The organism is Bradyrhizobium sp. UFLA05-108 (assembly GCF_059803455.1).
In genome coordinates, this window is sequence record NZ_JBANAZ010000027.1 from 1 (window position 1) to 20,225 (window position 20,225).

A 20,225-nucleotide genomic window follows, 5' to 3' on the forward strand; every position below is an offset into this window, starting at 1 on the left:
CGGTGCCACCATTCTTTACATGGCCAGTAAGCGCGATTGTGATCATTGCGCATTGAAGTCCCGGTGCTGTCCCAAGCAGCCCTCAAGAAGGGTGCCGCGCTCGATCTACGAGGGCGCTCGCGACATGGCGCGCGAGATAGCACGATCTTGGGAAGGCCGCACTTCGCGTCGGCTTCGCAAGAAGATCGAGATGCTGTTCGCGCACCTCAAGCGCATTCTCAAACTCGACCGTTTGCGGTTACGAGGCCCAAACGGCGCGCGCGACGAGTTCACTCTCGCAGCCACCGCTCAGAACCTTCGCAAGATGGCCAAGCTGATCCCGATGCAAACCCTTAAGCCCGCATAAAGGCCGACACAGCCGCTCGGCCGCATCGCCGCTGACGCCAATACATCGGATTACTGCCGCCCTTTTTCAACGGAATCGGCCTTTCTCGGACCTGATACGCGTCCCGATTGCGGCGTAGGCTATGAGTACGCGCCCCAGTTTCCCTGCCAAAGCCTTTATCGGGCTCGCCGAAGGCGAGACCCGGTGGCGGGGAGTGACAGTTGGGATTTGGAAGCTCTCGCGACCCGACGCGAGCCGTCCGAACGGGCGGCCAGGCCGCCTTGCTATTCGCTCGCCTTCGCCCCCAGCCACGCCAAGATCATCTCCACGATTTGCGTCCGGCTCTTGGCCAGCACTTTCGGCTCGCTCAGGTCGCGGTCGAACAGGGCGCCGAAGGTGTGGCGGTTGGCGACGCGGAAGAAGCAGTAGGAACTGATGGCAAGATGCAGGTCGACGGCGTCGACGTCGTTGCGGAAGACGCCTTCCTTGCGGCCGCGGGCGAGGATGCCATCGAGCGTCGCGATCACGCTGGCGTTGAGCTGGCGCAGTTGCGGATTCTGCTTCAGATGCTTGCCATGATGGATGTTCTCGATGCTGACGAGGCGGATGAAGTTCGGATTGCGCTCGTCGTGGTCGAAGGTCGCCTCGATCAGCCGCCGCAAGCCCTCGCGCGCGTCGCAGCGCTGGATGTCGAGCTGGTCCTCCAGCGCGCGGATGTTGCGATAGGCTTCCGCCAGCACCGCGAGATAGAGCTGCTCCTTGCCGCCAAAGTAGTAATAGATCATCCGCTTGGAGGTGCGGGTCCGCGCCGCGATCGCGTCGACCCGCGCGCCGGAATAGCCCTCGGAGGCGAATTCCTGCGTCGCCACCTCGATGATGTCGCGCTTGGTGCGCTCGGGGTCGTTGGTGCGCTTATGGGCGGGGGGCATGCGCTTCAGCATCACTGTTTCTCCCGCCAAGTCGTATGGATCACCCTGAAGGTGAAGGCAAATTTCGCAACTCCGGGCACGGCTTCGATGCGGCCTTGCGTAAACGTACTAGTTCGTACATTATGAGGGAAAGAGGGTGACGGCAAGTCACCGCAGCTCCGGCGCAACCCAACGTGGTCGCCGGCAATGACGCGGGATCTGCCGCACATCACACGGGGAGGATTTTCATGACGTTGACGTCAACCGCATCGCTGAACGCGCCCGTCGCAAAGGAAGCCGCGCAGACCAGGCTGCCGAAGCGCGCCGCGCTCGTCAGCTTCGTCGGCAGCATGCTCGAATACTACGATTTCTTCATCTACGGCACTGCCGCCGCGCTGATCTTTCCAAAAGTGTTCTTCGCCAATGTCGATCCCTCGACGGCGACACTGCTCGCTCTGCTTTCCTTCGGCATTGGCTATATCGCGCGTCCGGTCGGCGCCGTCATCCTCGGCCATTTCGGCGACCGCATCGGGCGCAAGACGGTGCTCTTGTTCACGCTCGTCCTGATGGGCGGCTCGACGCTCGCGATCGGGCTGTTGCCGGATGCGAAGGCGATCGGCAATGCCGCGCCGATCATCCTGACCCTGCTGCGGCTGTTGCAGGGCCTGTCGGCCGCGGGCGAGCAGAGCGGGGCCAACTCTCTGACGCTCGAGCATTCCGCCAACTCCAACCGCGCCTTCTTCACGAGCTGGACGCTGAGCGGCACGCAGGCGGGCGCGATCCTGGCAACGCTGGTGTTCATCCCGGTTTCGAGCTTGCCGGAAGATCAGCTGATGAGCTGGGGCTGGCGCATTCCGTTCCTGCTTTCCGCGCTGGTGCTGCTGGTCGCCTATCTCGTGCGGCGGACCATGCCGGAGACGCCGGTCTTCGAAGACATCAAGGACAAGGCGCAGGTCGCACGCTTCCCCGTGATCGCGCTGCTCCGCGACTACTGGCCCGACGTGCTTCGCGTGATCGTCTGCGCGCTGATCGCCACCGTCAGCACCATGACCGCCGTGTTCGCACTTGGCTACGCTACCAGCAAGTTCGGCGTGGCGCGCCCGACCATGCTCTGGGCCGGCGTGCTCGGCAACGTCACCGCGCTGATCACCCAGCCGCTGTGGGCGTTGCTCGCCGACAGGATCGGCCGCAAGCCGGTGTTCATCGGCGGCGTGCTCGGTTGCGCGGTGCTGCTGTTCCCCTATTTCATGCTGGTGACATCGGGCAACACGATCGCGATCTTCGCGGCCGCGATGATCCTTTCCGGCGTCGTCTATGCCGCCCCGAACGCGATCTGGCCGTCGTTCTATGCGGAGGTGTTCGAGGCGCGCGTGCGTTATTCCGGCACCGCGATCGGCACGCAGCTCGGCTTCCTCGCCGCGGGTTTCACGCCGCTGGTGAGCGCCAGCCTGGTCGGCGAGGGGCCGAACGGGTGGATCCCGGTCGCGATCTTCGTCGGCGCCTGTTGCGTGATCTCGGCCGCGGCCGCTGCGACGGCGCGCGAGACGCACACGGTCGATATCGCCGATCTCGGAAAGCGGCGCGGTTAGAGCAGAGGTGAGGTTCACATGCTGACGCAGGCAGTTTCGACCACGAGCGGGGCGGTCATCGGCCTCGAACAGGGCGGGGTGCGCGCCTTCAGGGGCGTGCCCTATGCGACCGCACGGCGCTTTGCGAAAGCAGTGCCGCCGCGCGCGTGGTCGGAGCCGATCGCCTGTACGGCCTACGGCGCCTACGCGCCGCAGCCCGGTCATCTCGATCATGCGAACGAGCCCACCTGTCTCAGCCTGAACATCTTTGCACCGGCGGCGGCCTATCGACCATTGCCGGTGCTGTTCTTCATCCATGGCGGCGCCTTCGTCACCGGCGGCGGCGCCGACTATGATGGCGGCTTCCTCGCCGCGCAAGGGCCGGCCATCATCGTCACCATCAACTACCGGCTCGGTCCGCTCGGTTTCCTGCAACTGCATCGCTTCGGTGGTAGGCTGTCGGAGGCCAACAATCTCGCAATGTCCGATGCGCTCGCTGCGCTCGACTGGGTGCGTGCGAACATCGCGAATTTCGGCGGTGATCCCGATGCGGTGACGCTGTTCGGCCAGTCCGCCGGCGCGTCGATGGTGATCGCGCTGGCCACCCTGCCTCAGGCGCAGGGCAAGTTCGCGCAGGCCATTGCCTTCAGTGCACCGGGCCGTGGCATCATGAACCCAGCGCATGCCGATGAGGTGACGCGGCGGGTGATCGCAGAGCTCAAGATCGAAAACGATGCGAGCGCCATCGCGACGGTGCCGCTGCCTCAGCTCTTCGCAGCGGTGGAGAGCGTTGGTCGCAGGCTGGCGGATGAAACGGAAGCCGGGACCGTGTTCGGTCCGGTGCTGGACGGTGTGGTGATCCCGCGCGATCCGATCTCGGCGATCGCCGATGGCGCGCTGCGCGATGTCCCGCTCTGGCTCGGCTCCTGCCGCGACGAGATGGCGATGTTCCTGAAGAGCACGCCGCCCGCCGCAATGATCCGCGTCACCGAGCGGCACGTCCGCGCGTCCTTTGGCGATGCCGGCTTCGAGCGCCTGCTCGGCTGCTATCGCGCGACGGCGCGTCCCGATGAAGATCCTTACGAGGCGCTGCTGTCGGATGCATTCTGGCATCGACCGCTAGCCGTGATTGCGCGCCATCAGAGTGCGGCCGGTGGTGCTGTCTGGCTGAACCGGTTCGACCATCGTCCCGCGCTGGAGCCTTTCCTGTCGCAAGGGCCGACCCACGGCGCGGACAATGCCTGCGTCTGGGCGCACTTTCCTGACTTCGTCGATCGCCCCATCCTCCGGCGCAAGGGTGGCCCGATGACACCTGGCGATATCGAGGTCGCCACGCGCCTTCAGGCCGCCATGCTGCGCTTCATCGCGACCGGTGCGCCTGAAACAAGCGACGTCTGGCCGCGGTTCGAACTCGGCAAGGAATCTCTCGCCATCTTCGACCGGCCGTTCCAGATAGCTCGCCTCAACGTGGACGAGCGCTTCCGCCTGTGGGCGGAGCTTGAGGGGCGATCCGCCCCGGCCACCGACAACACAATGATGCAGGCAGGTTGAACAGATCGCCCTGCCTCGTAGCTTGGATAGTTCAGCGAGCGAAGGCGGAAGCGAGATCCGCGATCACGTAAGGTGGCCCCGCATTCACAACGGGCCTTCGCACGAGAAATGCAGTAGTACTAACCGCCCCAACGACAATAGGGGGAGCACCGATAGCTTCCGCCGTGCCAACGGCCCCAGTGCCAGCGCACCTGGACCACGTCACTCTCCTGCACCATCGGCTTGGCGCTCGTGGATAAGGGTGTGATCGGGGCAGCCATTGCGGGTGCTCCGAGCGATATCGCACCAATCACGAGAAGCGCTGCAGGAACCTTGGTCATCGACATGACGTTGCTCCAATCCGGAACTTGCGATCACAATCAACCTGGCTGACTGCAATTCGTTGCACGGTCCAGCCGCTCGGCCGTCCGCACCGCGCAATAGATTGATTTATCTCAAGACGGTATCCGGAACGCGGGCTCAACCTGCAGAAGGCAGGGATGGTTCGGACAATCGGGAGGTGAGGCATGTACCGGCATATTCTGATTCCGACAGATGGGTCGGAGCTGGCGGAGCATGGGGTGGCGCGTGGGTTGGCGCTGGCGAAATCCCTTGGAGCCAAGGTATCCGTGATCTTCGTCGTGGAACCGTTTTCAGAACTGACAGGGCGGTTCCTTGAAGCCGTCGCGACATATGCCGAGCTGCGCAAGGAACAGGCCAGGAGCGTATTGGATCGCGCGGCAAATGCGGCCAAAACGGCTGGCGTTTCTTGCGAGACGATTCAAGTGGAGAGCGGGCATCCCCATCAAGCCATCATCGCCGCAGCTGAGGACAAGGGCTGCGATCTCATCGTCATGTCATCGCATGGCCGCAGTGGGCTTTCCATGCTTCTGATCGGCAGCGTGACTAACAAGGTGCTGACGCAGGCGAGAATCCCCGTGCTCGTTTGTCAGTGAGCGCGCAGAGCCTACGCGATGGGTCATCAACCTGCCCGATTTTGGCTTGGCCACGCGCAAGCGTCGCGCACTCAATCGAGAGAGTGTGCCGTGTGGCACCCTCTCTCTAGCCGCTCCCAGGCAATGGGGGAGGGAACGCAGCGGTAGGCCGGCTCGCGCGTCGATCTCATCGACCCGGCTGGTCGGCGCGCTTCTGCTGCCACACGAGGCGGCTGTCAGAATTGAATTTCGCCGGGGATGTCCTCCGCGGTGAGGCCGACGGTTCAAAAGCCTTGAGCAGCCATTCGCGGGTCTGGCCCAGCGCGCGGTTGTAGTCGGCCCAGGCGCTGAGAAAATCCTTGTAGCGCCGATCGGCCTCAGCGCGGATGCCGAGATTGGTCGGCAGTGTGAGCAACGGCCGTGGCACTGCGAGCTCGCCGAGCGTCGGGTTCTTCTTCAACGTCGCAACCGAAAGCACGGCGAGTGATATGTTGCAGTCCGCCCGTCCAGTGGACACGGCGAGGATCGCCTCGTTGCGTTCCTTGAAGCCGAGGATCGTCGCCTTCGGGCAATAACGCCGCGCGATCGTCTCGTGCGTCGAGCCGATGTCGACGGCGATCTTGACCTCGGGCTTGTTGATTTCTGCCCAGGTCTGCGGCTTGCCAAAACCCTTCCTGGTGATGACGGTGAAGGAGTGCACCAGGATGGGCGAGGAGAAGTCGATGACCAGTGCGCGCTCGGGCGTCGGGTTCACGGCAAAGGCAAGATCGATCTTCTCGGCCTGGAGATCGAGGATCTGGTTGCCCCAGGTCGATTCCAGCGTCTCGACCTTGGCGCCGAGCTTGCCTGCGATGTCGTTCGCCATGTCGATGCAGGCGCCCGACCATTGATTGTTGGCGAGGTCCTTGTGGAAATAGGGATCCTGGCCGGCAATGACCGCGATGCGCAGCGCGCCGTTCTTCTTGATACGGTCGAGGGTGGAGCTTGGTGCCGTGTCGGCCCTGCCCGAGGTGGCTGCGGCCATCGCAGCGCCGGCGAGGGCGACGGTGGTGAGTGCGTCCCTGCGATTCATGGCAGTTCTCCTGGGCAGTTACCCTGACATCCAACCCCGGCTTCTGGACTATTTCTGTATTCAGCTTAAAATGCAATACTGTATTTTTAGCCCGGAAAGAGAAAGCTCAGCCAATGCGTGCCCTGTTCGTCGATGCCAACGACACGCTTGCCGCCGTAACCGAAAAGCTGCTGCGCAAGGATAGCCTCCCGGTCGGCATCAACCGCGACCCCGCGATTTCGCCCGACGACCTGCCGCTGCTCTTGGACGGCGTGGAGATCATGATCGTCGATCACACCGCGGTGCCGACGGCGATCGCCGCGAAGTGTGCGGCTCTGAAGCACGTCGTCTTCCTCGGCACCGGAGCGCGCAGCTACATGAATCCGGACGAGCTTGGCCAGCACGGCATCGCCGTCCACACCATCAAGGGCTACGGCGACACCGCGGTCGCCGAATGCGCGATCGCGCTGATGTGGGCCTCCGCAAAAGGGTTTGGCGAGATGGATCGCGGCATGCGCGAGGGCAACTGGCTGCGCCGCGACGCGCTCCAGCTCACCGGCAAGACGCTCGGTCTGATCGGCTTTGGCGGCATCGCCGCCGAAGCCGCGCGCATGGCGCTCGGCTGCGGCATGAAGGTGATCGCCTGGAACCGGACGCCGAAGACGCATCCGGGTGTCGACTTCGTCACGCTGGAGAAGCTGCTGGCGGAGAGCCACGTCGTCTCGCTGCATCTGCTGCTCAACGACGAGACCAAAGGATTCCTCTCCCGCGAGCGCATCGCGATGATGCGTCCAGGGAGCATCCTGATCAACACGGCGCGCGGCGCGGTGGTCGATGAGGACGCGATGATCGCGGCGCTGCGCTCGGGCCACATCGGGCATGCCGGCCTCGACGTCTTCACGGTCGAGCCGCTGCCGGCAGGCCATCCGCTGACCAAGCTTCCGAACGTGACGCTGTCGGCGCATTCGGCGTTCCGTACGCCGGAGGCGAGCGACAATTTGATCGGTGCGGCGCTCGATCATTGCCGCCGCATCATCGCGAGCGGCCGATAGTTGCAAACATCGGGGACGGGCATGATGTCTGCGCAGGATATGAGAAGCCTTTCGATCTTGCGTGCTCTGTCCGCCTGTCCTACGCCACCTCGGAACATAACTGGCGCGCGCTCAAGCGCATCGCCAAAGACTTTCAGGGAGCTGTCATGACCATTCGTAACGCCCGCACCGGAGGCCAGATCCTGATCGACCAGCTGGTTGCGCAGGGCATCGAACGCGTCACCTGCGTGCCGGGCGAGAGCTATCTCGCCGCGCTGGATGCGCTGCATGACAGCCCGATCGACGTGATGATCTGCCGTGCCGAAGGTGGCGCCGCGATGATGGCGGAAGCCTATGGCAAGCTCACGGGCCGCCCGGGCATCTGCTTCGTCACCCGCGGTCCCGGCGCGACCAATGCCAGCCATGGTGTCCACATCGCAATGCAGGATTCCACGCCGATGATCCTCTTCGTTGGTCAGGTCGACACCGGCATGCGCGAGCGCGAGGCGTTTCAGGAGCTCGACTACAAAGCGGTGTTCGGCACCATGGCGAAGTGGGCCGTCGAGATCGATCGTCCCGATCGCATTCCCGAGCTCGTCGCGCGCGCGTTCCGCGTTGCGATGCAGGGCCGCCCCGGTCCCGTCGTGATCGCGCTGCCGGAGAACATGCTGACCGAGACGGCGGCGGTTGCCGACGCGCCGCGCGTCGAGCCTGTCGTGAGCTGGCCGGCGCCGGCCGATCTCGAACGGCTGACTTCGATGCTTGCCGGCGCAAAGGCGCCGCTCGTCGTTCTCGGTGGCTCCGGCTGGACCGCGGAAGCGGCCAAGGGCATCGCGCGCTTCGCCGAGCGGTTCGATCTGCCGGTCGCAACCTCGTTCCGCCGGGCGTCGCTGATCGACGCTGATCATTCCCACTATGCCGGCGATCTCGGCATCGGCCCGAGCCCGAGCCTGAAGGCGCGCATTACCGGCGCGGATGTCATCCTGCTGATCGGTGGCCGCATGTCGGAGATGCCGTCTTCGTCCTACTCGCTGTTCGACATTCCCGTGCCGAACCAGAAGCTGATCCACGTTCATCCAGGTTCGGAAGAGCTCGGCCGCGTCTATCAGCCCACGCTCGCGATGCAGGCCACGCCTGCTGCGTTCGCAGCCGCCGTCGAGACGCTGAAGCCCGCGGCGACGCCGGCCTGGGAGGGCGAAGCAGCCAAGGCGCATGCAGACTATATTTCCTGGACCGAGACCGCGCGCGAGCTGCCGGGTTCGTTCCAGTACGGACGTGTCATGACCTGGCTGCGCGATCGGCTGCCGAAGGATGCGATCGTGTGCAACGGAGCCGGCAACTATGCCGGTTGGTTGCATCGCCATCACCGCTTCCACGCCTTTGCCGCGCAGCTTGCGCCGACCTCGGGCTCGATGGGCTACGGCGTGCCGGCGGGCGTGCTTGCCAAGCGGCAACATCCGGATCGCGTCGTCGTGGCGTTTGCCGGGGACGGATGCTTCCTGATGAACGGCCAGGAGTTTGCGACCGCCGTGCAGTACGACGCAGCCCTGATCGTCGTCGTGATCGACAATGCGCAATACGGCACCATCCGCATGCATCAGGAACGCGACTATCCCGGCCGCGTGGTCGGCACGCAGCTCAAGAATCCGGACTTCGCGATGTACGCAAAGGCGTTCGGCGGCCATGGCGAGCGCGTCGAGCGCACGGAAGAGTTCGCGCCCGCCTTCGAGCGCGCGCTGGCGTCGGGCAAGCCTGCGATCCTGCACTGCATCTTCGATCAGCGCGCGTTGTCCGTCGGCAAGGATTTTGTGCCGCAGGAGAATTCGCGCTGATGTCGACTGGCCGCCACGTTGCCATCATCGGCGCCGGCGCGGTCGGCGTGATCAGCGCCATCGAGGCGCTGCGCGAGGGCCATCGCGTCACGCTGATCGATCCGGGTGAGCCCGGCGGCGAGCAGGCGGCAAGCTATGGCAATGCCGGCTGGCTGTCGTCGCATTCGGTGATCCCGCCGGCCGAGCCCGGTATCTGGAAGAAGGTGCCGGGCTATCTGATGGACCCGCTCGGTCCGCTCGCGATCCGCTGGTCTTACCTGCCGAAGGCTTTGCCCTGGCTGATCAAGTACCTGCTCTCCGGCTGGAGCGAGTCGCGCGTCGAGAAGACGGCAGTCGCGTTGCGCGATCTCCTGAAGGACGCGCCCCTTCTGCACAAGAAGCTCGCGGACGAGGCCGGCGTTTCCGAGCTGATTGAACGCAACGGTGTGATGCATGTCTTCCTTTCGCGCGCCAATTTCGATGGCGACCTCGGCTGGCGCATCCGCAAGCGCGTCGGTGTCGAATGGCTGGAGCTCTCTGCGGACGAGATGCGCCAGCGTGAGCCCGAGCTTGATCCACGCTATGAATTCGGTGTGGTGGTCGAGGAGGCCGGACGCTGTCGCGATCCCGGCGCCTATGTCGCGGCACTTGCCAATCATGCGCTCGCCAGCGGCGCTAAACTGGTGCGCGCCAAGGCGACGGGCCTCAGGCTCGACGGCAGCAAGCTCATTGCCGTTCTGACCGAAAGCGGCGAGATCGCCTGCGATGCCGCCGTGGTCGCTGCAGGCGCGCGCTCAAGACTGCTCACCGCATCTATCGGCGATCGGCTGCCGCTCGAGACCGAGCGTGGCTATCACGTCATGATCGAGAATCCGGAGACGGGGCCGCGCTCTTCGATGATGGCCTCCGACGCCAAGATGGTGGTGAACTGGACCAACAAGGGCCTGCGCGCCGCCGGCACGGTCGAGATCGCCGGGCTTGACGCGGAGCCGAACTGGAACCGCGCCGAGATCCTGCGCGACAATCTCTTCAGCATGTTTCCGAAGCTGCCGAAGGACATTCCGGCCTCACGCATCAAGATGTGGTTCGGCCACCGCCCGAGCATGCCGGACGGCCGTCCCTGCATCGGCTATGCCCGCGCCTCGCGCGATGTCGTCTACGCGTTCGGCCATGGTCATATCGGCCTCGTCGGCTCCGCGCGCACCGGCCGCCTCGTCGCGCAGCTCGTCAGCAGCAAGGCGCCGGAGATTCCGCTTGAACCGTTCGCACCCAGCCGCTTCCTCTGAGATAGCATCATGACCTATCCGCAAAATTCCTCGTCCCGCATCGCTCGTGGCGGCAAGGCGCTCTATGGCGCGCCACTCGGCATTCTGATGCTGGAAGCGCGCTTTCCCCGTATTCCCGGCGACATGGGCAACGGCACCACCTGGCCGTTCCCGGTGCTCTATCGCGTGGTGAGCGGAGCGAGCCCGGAGAAGGTCGTGCTGAAGGGCGCGGCCGGGCTGCTGCCGGACTTCATTGACGCGGCGAAGGATCTGGTGCGGCTTGGCGCCGAAGCCATCACCACCAATTGCGGCTTCCTCGCGCTGTTTCAGAAGGAGCTTGCCGCCGCCGTCGGCGTGCCGGTGGCGACGTCATCGCTGATGCAGGTGCCGTGGGTGCAGGCAACCTTGCCGCCTGGCAAGCGCGTCGGCCTCGTCACGGTGTCGGGCTCGACCCTGTCGCCGGCCCATCTGGAAGGCGTGGGCGTGCCGCTGGACACGCCGCTGGTCGGCACCGAGAACGGCAAGGAGTTCTTCCGCGTCCTGATCAAGGCCGAGAAGGACGACATGGATATCGCTGAAGCCGAGCGCGATGTGGTCGACGCCGGCAAGGCGCTCGTGGCAAAGCATCCTGATGTCGGCGCCATCGTGCTTGAATGCACCAACATGCCACCTTACGCTGCTGCATTGCAGGCGGAGGTGGGCCTGCCTGTTTATGATATCTATTCCATGATCACGTGGTTTCATGCCGGACTGCGGCCGCGCCGGTTTGGTTAGAGGTCGAGAAGCTCCCCATGAACAAGCATCTGGAACTCGCCTCGGACAGCATCGTCGATCGCGTCTATGAACAACTCAAGGCGATGGCCGTGAGCTACGAGTTCAAGCCGGGCGAGCGGCTCAACGAGGGTGAGCTGGCAAAGCGGCTCGGCGTCAGCCGCACGCCGCTGCGTGAAGCGCTCAATCGCCTGAACACTGAAGGCTTCCTGCGCTTCATGCCAGGCAAGGGCTTCTTTTGCCGTGAGCTCGACGCGCACGAGATCTTCGATCTCTATGAGCTGCGCAAGTCGATCGAGATCGCCTCGGTCCGTCTCGCCGTCAAGCGCGCTGGGGACGAGGACATCGACGCGCTGCTCAAGTTCCTCGAAGCGACGGGGCCAGACCCCGGCGAACGTTCGTCGGTCGAACTGGTCGAGCTGGATGAGACCTTTCACGAGCGGCTGATGGCGATGTCGAACAATGCCGAGATGCTACGCGTGCTGCGCAACGTCAACGCCCGCATCCGCTTCGTGCGCTGGATCGACATGGACCGCGTCAACCGCTCCGACACGCAGGCCGAGCACCGCGCCGTCGTCGAGGGCCTCAAGGCGCGCGATGAGGCGCGTTGCGTTTCCGTGCTGGAAAAGCACATCGACCGGCGGCTCGATCGCATCACTTCTGCGATCAAGGAAGGCTATGCGCAGATCTACATGCCGGCGGCGAGCGTGCTTGGGCAACGCTGACCGGGAGAATGGGTCCCGCCTCATCGGCAGGCGGGATTGCCGGCATTCGGGATCACCAGGAAGGTGATGGTTTTCGGCGCCAGGGAAATCGTCCCGGCCGGCATCGTGTGCGCTTCGAGCGGGGGTAGATCGTCGTTGGCAGTGAGGGCGAGCATCCTCCCATTCAATCGTGCGGTCGAGCTTCGTAGCCGCATCGCATCCAGCGTGTAGCGCTCCGACGCGATCGGCAGCTGCAACCTGCGCGACCCGCTCCGTGACGTGTTGATCGCAAGGATGGACACGGCACCGCTCGTGCTGGGATGGCAATGCGCATACAGGTGAAGGTCGGGCGTGCTGGTTGCGCCGACGTCGAGCACGGTCGTTCCCATCAGCCGGTGCCACAGCAGCGCACCCCAATAGTTCGGCCGCGGCCGAAACGTCGTCTCGTCGAGCAGGCCGTAGTCGCTCGCGGCCAGCGTGTTGTGCATCACCACTTGAACACCCGCCCGCGCGAGCCGTCCGAGCTGGTCGAGATAGCGGAAGGTGTCGAGGAGGGTCGCGTCCCAGCGATTGCCGCCGCAGGCGGCGTCGGCCGTCTCCGTCAACCAGATCGGCGTGCTAGGTGCGAATTCGTCGCGCAGGCTGCGGTAGATCGAGAGCGCGCGATCGGTGCGCGCGAGCCAACCTGGCGATAGCGCCCGCGCCGGATCATCCCGGACGCCGCAGCGCGGCGAGAGTGTGTTGTAGTGATGATAGGAGAAGCGATCGAGACTTCGTCGGGAAGCCGCGAGCAGATCGCGCGTCTGGATACCGCCTGCCGACGGCGAGGACGAGTCGCCGACGGAGCCGGGGCCGACGATCAGCGTGTCAGGGGCATGCTGGCGCATCCATGAATGGAATACCGCGAAGTCGTGGCCATAGGCCTTTGCGTCATAGCCCGGGGGCGCGCCGTTCGTGGCCGCGAGCGTCGGCTCGTTCATCAACTCGGCGGCCGCGATGCGGCTGCCGAGCGATTGCGTGAAAGAGAGAAGCTGTTGCGGCTGGTCGGGCGTCCAATGTCCGTCCGCGTTGCGGCTGCCCGCACTGACGGCAAACGACGTGACGATCTCAGCATTCACCGCGCGCGCAAAGTCGACGACCCCGCGCCACTGTGCGCGGTTCAGTACGGAGTTGAAGCCGGAGGGCGGTACAGCCGGCGCGTTGTCGGCGTCGGCAAAGAACGTCGCGTTCGCCCAGGTGCCGCTGATGCGCATATACGCCGGGCCCAGAGCGCTGGCGAGCCTGCGCAGCCGCGTGTTGGCGAGATCGATCGGTGACCTGTAGCTGTAGCGATCGCGCGCGATCTGCGCGTCTGCTCGCGGGCTGCGTGAATACGGCTTCCAGAAGCGCCCGCCCGTCACTTCGACCATCTCGACATTATAGGATTGAAAGCGAGCGTCGATCGTACCGATTGCCGTCATGTGCGCGGGCTCGAGCGACTGCGCTCTTGCGCCAGCTCCAGGGGATATCGCGATAACGAGCAACAGCGTTGCGATGACGCCGTTCCGGCGGGGCCGCGGCGGAGGTTGCACGTCGTGCTCCCCTGCGCTGATGTCTTCCGGATCGATCATACCGTACGTCTGCCAGAAGTGCGCGGCCGCATCGGCGTCAAGGGCGTTGATGGGAGGGGCCTGATCCACTATTCCATCGGTCGGCCCAATTGACTGCCCCACAGGAGCATAAAACATGAAAAAAACCTCCTCACCCTCGCGGCGCGACCTGCTTGCGACCGCGGCTGCGGCAACGGCGGCCGCCACCATGACCGAGGCGGCGCCGGCCGCCGCGCAAGCGGGGCCGAAGCCGATTTTCCCGGTGCCGATGACGACGATCCCGATCGTCGGCGAGACGGATGTGTTCCAGGTTCGCCGCATCTACTGCATTGGGCGCAACTATGCCGCGCATGCGATCGAGCGCGGCTCGGATCCGAACCGCGAGCCGCCGTTCTTCTTCCAGAAGCCGACCGATGCGATCCAGAACGTCGCGATCGGCGAGGTCGCCGAGCATCCCTATCCGTCGCTGACCAAAAACTATCATCACGAGGTCGAGCTCGTTGCCGCGCTGAAATCCGGCGGCAGCAACATCTCGCCGGAAAAGGCGCTCGATCACGTCTATGGCTACGCGCTCGGCCTCGACATGACCCGGCGCGATCTTCAGAACGGCATGGCCGCGGAGAAGAAGCCGTGGGAGATCGGCAAGAGCTTTGACCATGCGGCGGTGATCGGCCCGATCCATCCGGCCAGCAAGACCGGCCATTTCGAGAAGGGCGCGATTTCGCTGGCGGTGAACGGGACCGTGCGGCAGAGTTCGGATCTCAGCAAGATGATCTGGAGCGTCGCCGAGCAGATTGCAAAGCTCTCCAAAGCCTTCGAACTGAAGGCGGGCGACATCATCTATTCCGGCACGCCGGAGAATGTCGGCCCGGTCGTGAAGGGCGACGTGCTTCTATGCAAGCTCGAAGGCCTGCCGGATATGTCGATCAAGATCGTCTGAGAGTTGAGCCGCCTCCGTCGGCACAACCATCCCGGCGGAAGTTTCCTGATTGCCGGAGTTCCATCGGTCGATTGCCCTGTGTTGGGCAATAAACAAACGTCCTGCCGCCATATTTGCGTAAGAAGTGATCTCCCGTGAGGGAGGCGCTCCGATGAACAGATCCTTGATGGCCGTGGTCGCGATGCTCGTGCTGGTGCCCGCCGGCGCCGTTGCGCAGGAACGCGCAGGCGATGCGGCATTGGGAGCCGTCTCCGGTGCTGTCGTGCTCGGGCCGATCGGTGCGGTGGCTGGAGCCTTCGTTGGTTACGCCGCTGGTCCTTCCATCGCGCGCTCATGGGGCCTGCGCGGCTCTCGCTCGGCGACGAGCCGGCAGCGGCCGCGCAGAGAAGCTAGTCGTGTCCCGAGTTCGGCACCTCCAGCGCCCGCCCCAGTGGCCCCGACGCCCAGCTCAGCGGCTCCCGGTCCCACCAGTAGTCGGGCGATGGAAGCCAATGGCCGTGTCGCTCAAATCGGGCCGGCTAGCAATCCATCGGTTCAGGCATCTCCTGCTCAGCCGCAGCAGACTTCGACGCCACCCGTTCAGGGGTTCGACTAAGGTCAGGGCTCACGCGGCGGTCTTCGGTCGAAGCCGGTCGACCGTCCTTGCGATCAGCGCCGCAACATCGGGCACCTTGGGGCCGATGCGAAATTCCGGTCCGGCGACCACGACGGAGAGCCGCCGATCGCCGATCGGCAGCGGGATCGCGGCGCCCGCGAGGTCGCGGCTGTAATCGCCAAAGCTCTGGCAATAGCCGCGGGCAATCGAATTGCGCAGCTCCACCTCGACCGCCTCGATGCTGATCGGCGTCGACGCGCCATACTGCCTGAACTCGATCTTGCGATAGAGCTGGTCGCGCTCTTCCTTGGAATATTGCAGCAGCAGCGCGCGGCCGCTGGCGCTCGCATGGATGGGAATGCGGTGGCCGATCGTCGCGAAGTAGCGGATCGCGGCCTGCGATTCCACAACGTCGATGAAAACAGCCATGACGCCCGAGGGCGCAACGATGGACGCGGTCTCGCCGGTCTCCGCCGAAAGCTCGGAGATCAGCGCATGCACCCATGGCGGCAGCGGCTCGACCTCCGAGACCATCCGCGCCAGTGTCAGCCAGCGCGGCGTCGGATAGTAGCCGCCCCGACGTCGCGGCTCGTAGAGATAGCCCTTCTCCGACAGGGTCGCGAGCAGGTTGAAGGTCGACGAGCGCGGCCAGCCGAAATGATCGGCGATCTCCGCGAGTGTCGCAGGCTTCCTGGCCTGCGCGAAGAATTCCATGATCTCCAGGATGTTGGCGGCTTGGCGAACGATCATTGGGATCAGGTCCTAAGGCAGGCCAAGGATCTTTTTCGCGGCGCGAAGATGCGGCTTGTCGATCATCATGCCGTCGAGGCGCAGCGTGCCGGAACTGGGATTGTCGGCGAAGGCCGCGATCACCTTCTCCGCCCAGGTACGCTCGGCGTCGGTCGGCGTGAAAGCGGCGTTGACGACGTCGACATGTTTTGGGTGAATCAGCGCCTTTGCGGAAAACCCATCGCGCCGGGCGGCGCGCGTCTCCTGCTCGAGACCCGCGAGATTGTCGATGTCTGTATAGACGGTGTCGATCGGCGCGACCTCCGCTGCGGCTGCCGCCATCAGGCAGAGATCGCGCGCCAGCCGATAGGGGCTATGGAACACGCCCCCGCTTGCTTTCTCAGTGGCGCCGAGCGAGGCGGAGAGATCTTCGGCTCCCCACATCAGGCCGGCGAGGCGAGGGGAGCAATCCCTGTAGGTGCCGAGGCCGAAGATCGAGCCAGCGGTTTCAGTCGCGACGCAGACGATGCGGGTCGAGCCCACCGTGGTGCCGGCCGCTGCCTCGAATGCGTCGAGCCACAGCGCCACCTGCCGGACGTCGTCGCCGCCGCGTGATTTCGGCAGCACGATGCCGTCGGGCGCGCCCGGCATGACCGCGGCGAGATCGACGAGCGTCATGCCGGCGTCGAGCGCATTGACGCGGACATAGAGCTGATGCGGGCCGCGGCGACCCTGAAGCATCGCGAGCGTCAACCTGCGCGCCTCGTCCTTCTTCTCCGCGACGACGGAGTCTTCGAGATCGATAATCAGGGCGTCGGCCTTGCCTTCACTCGCCTTCTCGAATTTGCGCGGGGAATCGCCCGGCACGAACAGCATCGAACGCATCAGGCTGGCCTCTTGTGCATCATCGCCATGCGGCGGCATTTGCCGACGATCTCGTCGTTCTGGTTGTAGGCATGGTGCTCGAACTCGACAATGCCTGCCTTCGGTCGCGATTTGGATTCGCGCACCGACAGCACCTTCGTCGTCGCCCGCAGCGTGTCGCCATGAAATACCGGTTTAGGGAAGGTCACGTCGGTCATGCCGAGATTGGCCACCGTGGTGCCGAGCGTCGTGTCGTAGACGGTCATGCCGATCATGATGCCGAGTGTATAGAGGCTGTTGAAGATGCGCTGGCCGAACTCGGTCTGCGCGGAAAAGTGCGCATCGATGTGCAGGGGCTGCGGGTTGAGCGTCAGCAGGCTGAAGAGCGTGTTGTCCATTTCCGTGACCGTGCGCGTCAGCGGATGCCTGAACTCCTGGCCTACCGAAAAATCCTCGAAATAAAGCCCCGCCATCTGTTTCTCCCTTCCAAGCCGATGGTTCAGATGCGTGAACCCGGGGGCGACATCGCAAGCCTTCTCGGCCTTTCGATGCATAGCCCTATGCGTTGTTCATAACCTTGACAGATAAATTCACATATATGTACGTTTAGCTCAAGCAAGAAATGGTGCGAAGGGCCAGTCGCTTGAGCCGCGGCTCCAGCGTTGCCACGTCTCAGGGAGAAACGAATGAACAAGAAGCTGGTGTGGGCCCTCGCGGTGCTGGCCTTGCCGATCGCGACGAGTTCGGCGCAGGCGCTCGAGCTGAAGGTCGCCGACTCTTTTCCCGCCGGCCATTACCTCGTCCGCCTGATGCTGAAGCCGTGGATGGACGACGTCACCAAGCGGACGAACGGCGCCGTGACCTTCACCTATTATCCGAACCAACAGATCGGCAAAGCCGGCGACATGCTGCGCCTGACGCAATCCGGCGTCGTCGACATCGGCTACATCGGGCCGTCCTATGTCTCCGACAAGATGCCTCTGTCGGAGGTCGCGCAATTGCCGGGCGCCTTCCAGACGAGCTGCCAAGGCACGCTCGCCTACTGGAAGACCGCGCGCGAGGGCCTGCTCGCCAAGCAGGAGTACGCACCCAACAAGATCAAGCTGCTGTTCGAGGTGGTGCTGCCGCCCTATCAGGTGTGGACCGCCAAGGCGAAGGTCGAAACGCCGAAGGACATGCAGGGCCTGAAGCTGCGCACCACCGGTGGCGCGCAGGACCTGACGTTGCGCGCGCTCGGCGCCGTGCCGGTGCGCATGGCTGCGCCCGATGCCTATGAGTCGCTGTCGCGCGGCACGATGGACGGCCTGCTGTTTCCGATGGAAAGCGTCGTCGCCTATGGTCTCGACAAGCTCGTGAAGCACGCCACCGAAGGCGTCAGCTTCGGCAGCTTCATCGTTGCCTATTCGATCAATCAATCGGTCTGGGACAAGCTGCCGGAGGACGTCAAGAAGGCGATGGACCAGGCCTCCGAGGCGATCGAGCCGAGGGCCTGCGCCGACGTCGACAAGGAGCAGGACGCGACGAAGCAGCACCTTACCGAGAGTGGCGTCAGCTTCGAGCCGCTGCCGGAGGCGACGCGCGCCGAGATCAAGGAGAAGCTCAAGGGTGTCGGCCACGAATGGGCGTCCGGTCTCGACAGCCGCGGCAAGCCGGCTTCGGCAGCGCTGAAGGAATTCGAAGCTTTACTCGCCGCAGGTGGCACGCAGTAGCGAAAGTCGCGACAAGGAGGAGGCGCCGAACGTGATCGAGAGGCTCGGCAATGCGCTTTCTGCGCTGGAGCGCGCGCTGACGGTGATCGCAGAGGTGTTCCTGTTCGTGATCATGGTGCTTGTCGTGACTGACGTGTTCATGCGCTACGTCATGAACCGGCCGTTCTCCTTCACCTACGACCTGATCGGGCTCTATCTCCTCGCCGGCGTTTTCTTTCTCACGTTGTCGGATGGCTTGCGCGAGCATGCCCATGTCGGCGTCGATATTTTGTTGTCGCGCTTCTCGCCGGCTGGGCGGCGGCTGTCGGAGATCATCACCGCGCTCGCCGGCCTGTTCGTGTTCGTCCTGATCTGCAAGGTAGGTTTCGAGCGAGCGCTGGAAAATTACGATCAGCATGACGTGCTCGCGGGCGCGATCCCCTGGCCGACCTGGATCTCGGCAGCGCTGGTGCCGTTCGGCTGTGGCGTCCTGGTGCTGCGGCTGACGCTGCAACTCATCGGCAATGTGCTGAGCCTCATCAGCGGGCGCGACCTCTATCCTTTGCCGCCGGTGACTGGGATCGGCGAAGCAAGATCGTTCGAGTAGCGGCCGATGACACCTCTTGTCGTCCTCTGCCTTCTGTTCTGCCTGCTCGCGCTCGGCACGCCCGTCGGTTTTGCGATGGCCTTTTCCGGTTCGGTGGGGCTCGTGATGGTCGGCGGCTTTGCGACGCTGTCGGGCATCTTGCAAACGGCGCCGCTTTCGACTGTGTCCTCCTATGAGCTGATCACCATCCCGATGTTTCTGCTGATGGCCGATCTCGTGCTGCTGTCCGGCGTCGCGGATGATCTGTTCAAGACGGCATCGGCCTGGGTCGGCCGCGTCCCCGGCGGGCTCGGCATGGCGACTGCGCTCGCGGGTGCGGGCTTTGGCGCGATCTGCGGCACCTCGACGGCCTCGGCCGCGACGCTGTCCTCGACCAGCCTGCCGGCGATGATCCGCCAGGGTTACGAGCCGAAGATGGCGGCGGGCGTGGTCGCGATCTCCGGTACGTTGTCCATGCTGCTGCCGACCAGCGTCGCACTCGTGATCTTCGGCCTGCTTGCAGAGGTGAACATCGGCAAGCTCTTAATCAGCGGCATCATCCCGGCGATCCTCGTCACCATCACCATCATGGCCACGATCTACTTCCTGGTCTGGCAGGATCCGTCGCGAGCGCCGGGCGCAAAATCGGTGCCGTGGCGCGACAAGTTTGCGCTGCTCTGGCAGGTCTCACCGATGGTGGTGCTGTTCTCGATCGTGACCGGCACGATCTATCTCGGCGTCGCGACGCCGACGGAAGCCTCGGCCTTCGGCGCGTTCGGCGCCTTCCTGCTCGCGATCGTCAAGGGCAAGATCACACCGTCCTCGCTCTACAGGACGCTGCTGCGAGCCTGTCACGGCACCTGCATGATCATCATGATTCTGGTGGGTGCCTCGATCTTCGGCTATTTCTTCACGCTCACGCATGTGACGCAGGATCTCGTCGCCTGGATCGGTTCGCTTCCGACCTCGCGCTGGGTCATCATCACGCTGATCCTCTGCGGCTATATCGTGCTCGGCTCCTTCATGGACCAGATCGCGATTTTGGTGCTCACGGTGCCGATCGTGCTGCCGCTGATCAAGACGCTCGGCTTCGATCCGATCTGGTTCGGCGTCATCAAGATCGTCACCGCCGAGGTCGGCATGATCACGCCGCCGGTCGGCCTCAACTGCTTCATCGTCGCCCGCTACGCCAAGCGGCCGGTGGCGGAGGTGTTCCACGGCACCTTCCCGCATTTCATCGCGCACCTGATCGCGATAGCGATCCTGGTCGCGTTCCCGAGTATCATCCTCTGGCTGCCCTCGCAGATGGGGCGCTAGCGTTACGAGCCTCCGGCA

At 64.3% G+C, this 20,225-nt stretch carries 19 protein-coding genes and 1 pseudogene; 14 read left to right on the forward strand and 6 right to left on the reverse strand.

Annotated elements, in window-relative coordinates; genetic code table 11:
- Positions 1 to 346 (forward strand): transposase (locus SO140_RS20645; protein WP_498543073.1); only part of this gene is annotated, 346 nt, incomplete at its 5' end.
- A gap of 263 nt (positions 347 to 609) precedes the next feature.
- Here the strand turns inward: SO140_RS20645 and SO140_RS20650 are convergent.
- Positions 610 to 1,266 carry a TetR family transcriptional regulator gene (locus SO140_RS20650; RefSeq protein WP_449384183.1) on the reverse strand — a complete coding sequence of 219 codons (657 nt, stop codon included), beginning with the start codon at positions 1,264 to 1,266 and terminating at the stop codon, positions 610 to 612.
- Between the two features lie 215 nt (positions 1,267 to 1,481).
- Here SO140_RS20650 and SO140_RS20655 point away from each other — a divergent pair, with 215 nt between their 5' ends.
- The 3 genes from SO140_RS20655 to SO140_RS20665 all read left to right on the forward strand — a co-directional run bounded on the left by SO140_RS20655 (position 1,482) and on the right by SO140_RS20665 (position 5,287).
- The gene (locus tag SO140_RS20655; protein WP_498543074.1) at positions 1,482 to 2,822 is read left to right on the forward strand and encodes an MFS transporter; all 1,341 of its coding nucleotides are present in this window, start codon (positions 1,482 to 1,484) and stop codon (positions 2,820 to 2,822) included.
- Positions 2,823 to 2,840: 18 nt separating this feature from the next.
- The gene (locus tag SO140_RS20660; protein ID WP_449384181.1) at positions 2,841 to 4,352 is read left to right on the forward strand and encodes a carboxylesterase/lipase family protein; all 1,512 of its coding nucleotides are present in this window, start codon (positions 2,841 to 2,843) and stop codon (positions 4,350 to 4,352) included.
- Between the two features lie 506 nt (positions 4,353 to 4,858).
- Positions 4,859 to 5,287, forward strand: coding sequence for a universal stress protein (locus tag SO140_RS20665; protein ID WP_449384180.1), 429 nt, complete (start codon positions 4,859 to 4,861; stop codon positions 5,285 to 5,287).
- Positions 5,288 to 5,502: 215 nt separating this feature from the next.
- Here the strand turns inward: SO140_RS20665 and SO140_RS20670 are convergent.
- Positions 5,503 to 6,338: pseudogene (locus SO140_RS20670) on the reverse strand (transporter substrate-binding domain-containing protein).
- 113 nt (positions 6,339 to 6,451) lie between these two features.
- Here SO140_RS20670 and SO140_RS20675 point away from each other — a divergent pair.
- From SO140_RS20675 to SO140_RS20695, 5 genes are all read left to right on the forward strand, one after another.
- Positions 6,452 to 7,369: an NAD(P)-dependent oxidoreductase gene (locus SO140_RS20675; protein WP_449384179.1), complete on the forward strand. Its 918-nt coding sequence runs from the start codon at positions 6,452 to 6,454 to the stop codon at positions 7,367 to 7,369.
- 146 nt (positions 7,370 to 7,515) lie between these two features.
- The gene (locus SO140_RS20680; RefSeq protein ID WP_449384178.1) at positions 7,516 to 9,180 is read left to right on the forward strand and encodes a thiamine pyrophosphate-binding protein; all 1,665 of its coding nucleotides are present in this window, start codon (positions 7,516 to 7,518) and stop codon (positions 9,178 to 9,180) included.
- Entirely contained in the window at positions 9,180 to 10,445 is a 1,266-nt protein-coding gene (locus SO140_RS20685) for an NAD(P)/FAD-dependent oxidoreductase (protein ID WP_449384177.1), read from the forward strand. The genes SO140_RS20680 and SO140_RS20685 overlap by 1 nt, the downstream gene beginning before the upstream one ends.
- A 9-nt stretch (positions 10,446 to 10,454) precedes the next feature.
- Entirely contained in the window at positions 10,455 to 11,198 is a 744-nt protein-coding gene (locus SO140_RS20690; RefSeq protein ID WP_449384176.1) for an aspartate/glutamate racemase family protein, read from the forward strand.
- A gap of 17 nt (positions 11,199 to 11,215) precedes the next feature.
- On the forward strand, positions 11,216 to 11,920 hold the full coding sequence (locus tag SO140_RS20695) for a GntR family transcriptional regulator (protein ID WP_449384175.1): 705 nt from the start codon (positions 11,216 to 11,218) through the stop codon (positions 11,918 to 11,920).
- Positions 11,921 to 11,940: 20 nt separating this feature from the next.
- On the opposite strand, the gene SO140_RS20700 is transcribed toward SO140_RS20695, so the two are convergent.
- Entirely contained in the window at positions 11,941 to 13,626 is a 1,686-nt protein-coding gene (locus tag SO140_RS20700; protein ID WP_449384174.1) for a glycosyl hydrolase family 79 N-terminal domain-containing protein, read from the reverse strand.
- Between SO140_RS20700 and SO140_RS20705 the strand changes: the two genes are divergently transcribed.
- Both SO140_RS20705 and SO140_RS20710 read left to right on the forward strand, forming a co-directional pair.
- Positions 13,625 to 14,428, forward strand: coding sequence for a fumarylacetoacetate hydrolase family protein (locus tag SO140_RS20705; RefSeq protein WP_449384173.1), 804 nt, complete (start codon positions 13,625 to 13,627; stop codon positions 14,426 to 14,428). The genes SO140_RS20700 and SO140_RS20705 overlap by 2 nt on opposite strands.
- A 151-nt stretch (positions 14,429 to 14,579) precedes the next feature.
- A complete protein-coding gene (locus SO140_RS20710) occupies positions 14,580 to 15,023 on the forward strand; it encodes a hypothetical protein (RefSeq protein WP_449384172.1) in 444 nt (147 codons plus the stop codon).
- A 9-nt stretch (positions 15,024 to 15,032) separates the two neighbouring features.
- On the opposite strand, the gene SO140_RS20715 is transcribed toward SO140_RS20710, so the two are convergent.
- From SO140_RS20715 to SO140_RS20725, 3 genes are read right to left on the reverse strand one after another with little or no spacing between them, the layout of a single operon-like run.
- The gene (locus SO140_RS20715) at positions 15,033 to 15,773 is read right to left on the reverse strand and encodes an IclR family transcriptional regulator (protein ID WP_449384171.1); all 741 of its coding nucleotides are present in this window, start codon (positions 15,771 to 15,773) and stop codon (positions 15,033 to 15,035) included.
- A gap of 12 nt (positions 15,774 to 15,785) precedes the next feature.
- On the reverse strand, positions 15,786 to 16,637 hold the full coding sequence (locus SO140_RS20720; protein WP_474799671.1) for an HpcH/HpaI aldolase/citrate lyase family protein: 852 nt from the start codon (positions 16,635 to 16,637) through the stop codon (positions 15,786 to 15,788).
- Entirely contained in the window at positions 16,637 to 17,089 is a 453-nt protein-coding gene (locus SO140_RS20725) for a MaoC family dehydratase (RefSeq protein ID WP_449384095.1), read from the reverse strand. The genes SO140_RS20720 and SO140_RS20725 overlap by 1 nt, the downstream gene beginning before the upstream one ends.
- Before the next feature lie 213 nt (positions 17,090 to 17,302).
- Between SO140_RS20725 and SO140_RS20730 the strand changes: the two genes are divergently transcribed.
- The 3 genes from SO140_RS20730 to SO140_RS20740 are packed head-to-tail and all read left to right on the forward strand — an operon-like array spanning position 17,303 to position 20,207.
- Positions 17,303 to 18,325, forward strand: a complete 1,023-nt coding sequence (locus tag SO140_RS20730; RefSeq protein ID WP_449384094.1) for a TRAP transporter substrate-binding protein — start codon at positions 17,303 to 17,305, stop codon at positions 18,323 to 18,325.
- Between the two features lie 31 nt (positions 18,326 to 18,356).
- On the forward strand, positions 18,357 to 18,911 hold the full coding sequence (locus tag SO140_RS20735; RefSeq protein ID WP_449384093.1) for a TRAP transporter small permease subunit: 555 nt from the start codon (positions 18,357 to 18,359) through the stop codon (positions 18,909 to 18,911).
- 6 nt (positions 18,912 to 18,917) lie between these two features.
- On the forward strand, positions 18,918 to 20,207 hold the full coding sequence (locus tag SO140_RS20740) for a TRAP transporter large permease (RefSeq protein WP_449384092.1): 1,290 nt from the start codon (positions 18,918 to 18,920) through the stop codon (positions 20,205 to 20,207).
- Positions 20,208 to 20,225: the final 18 nt, after the last annotated feature.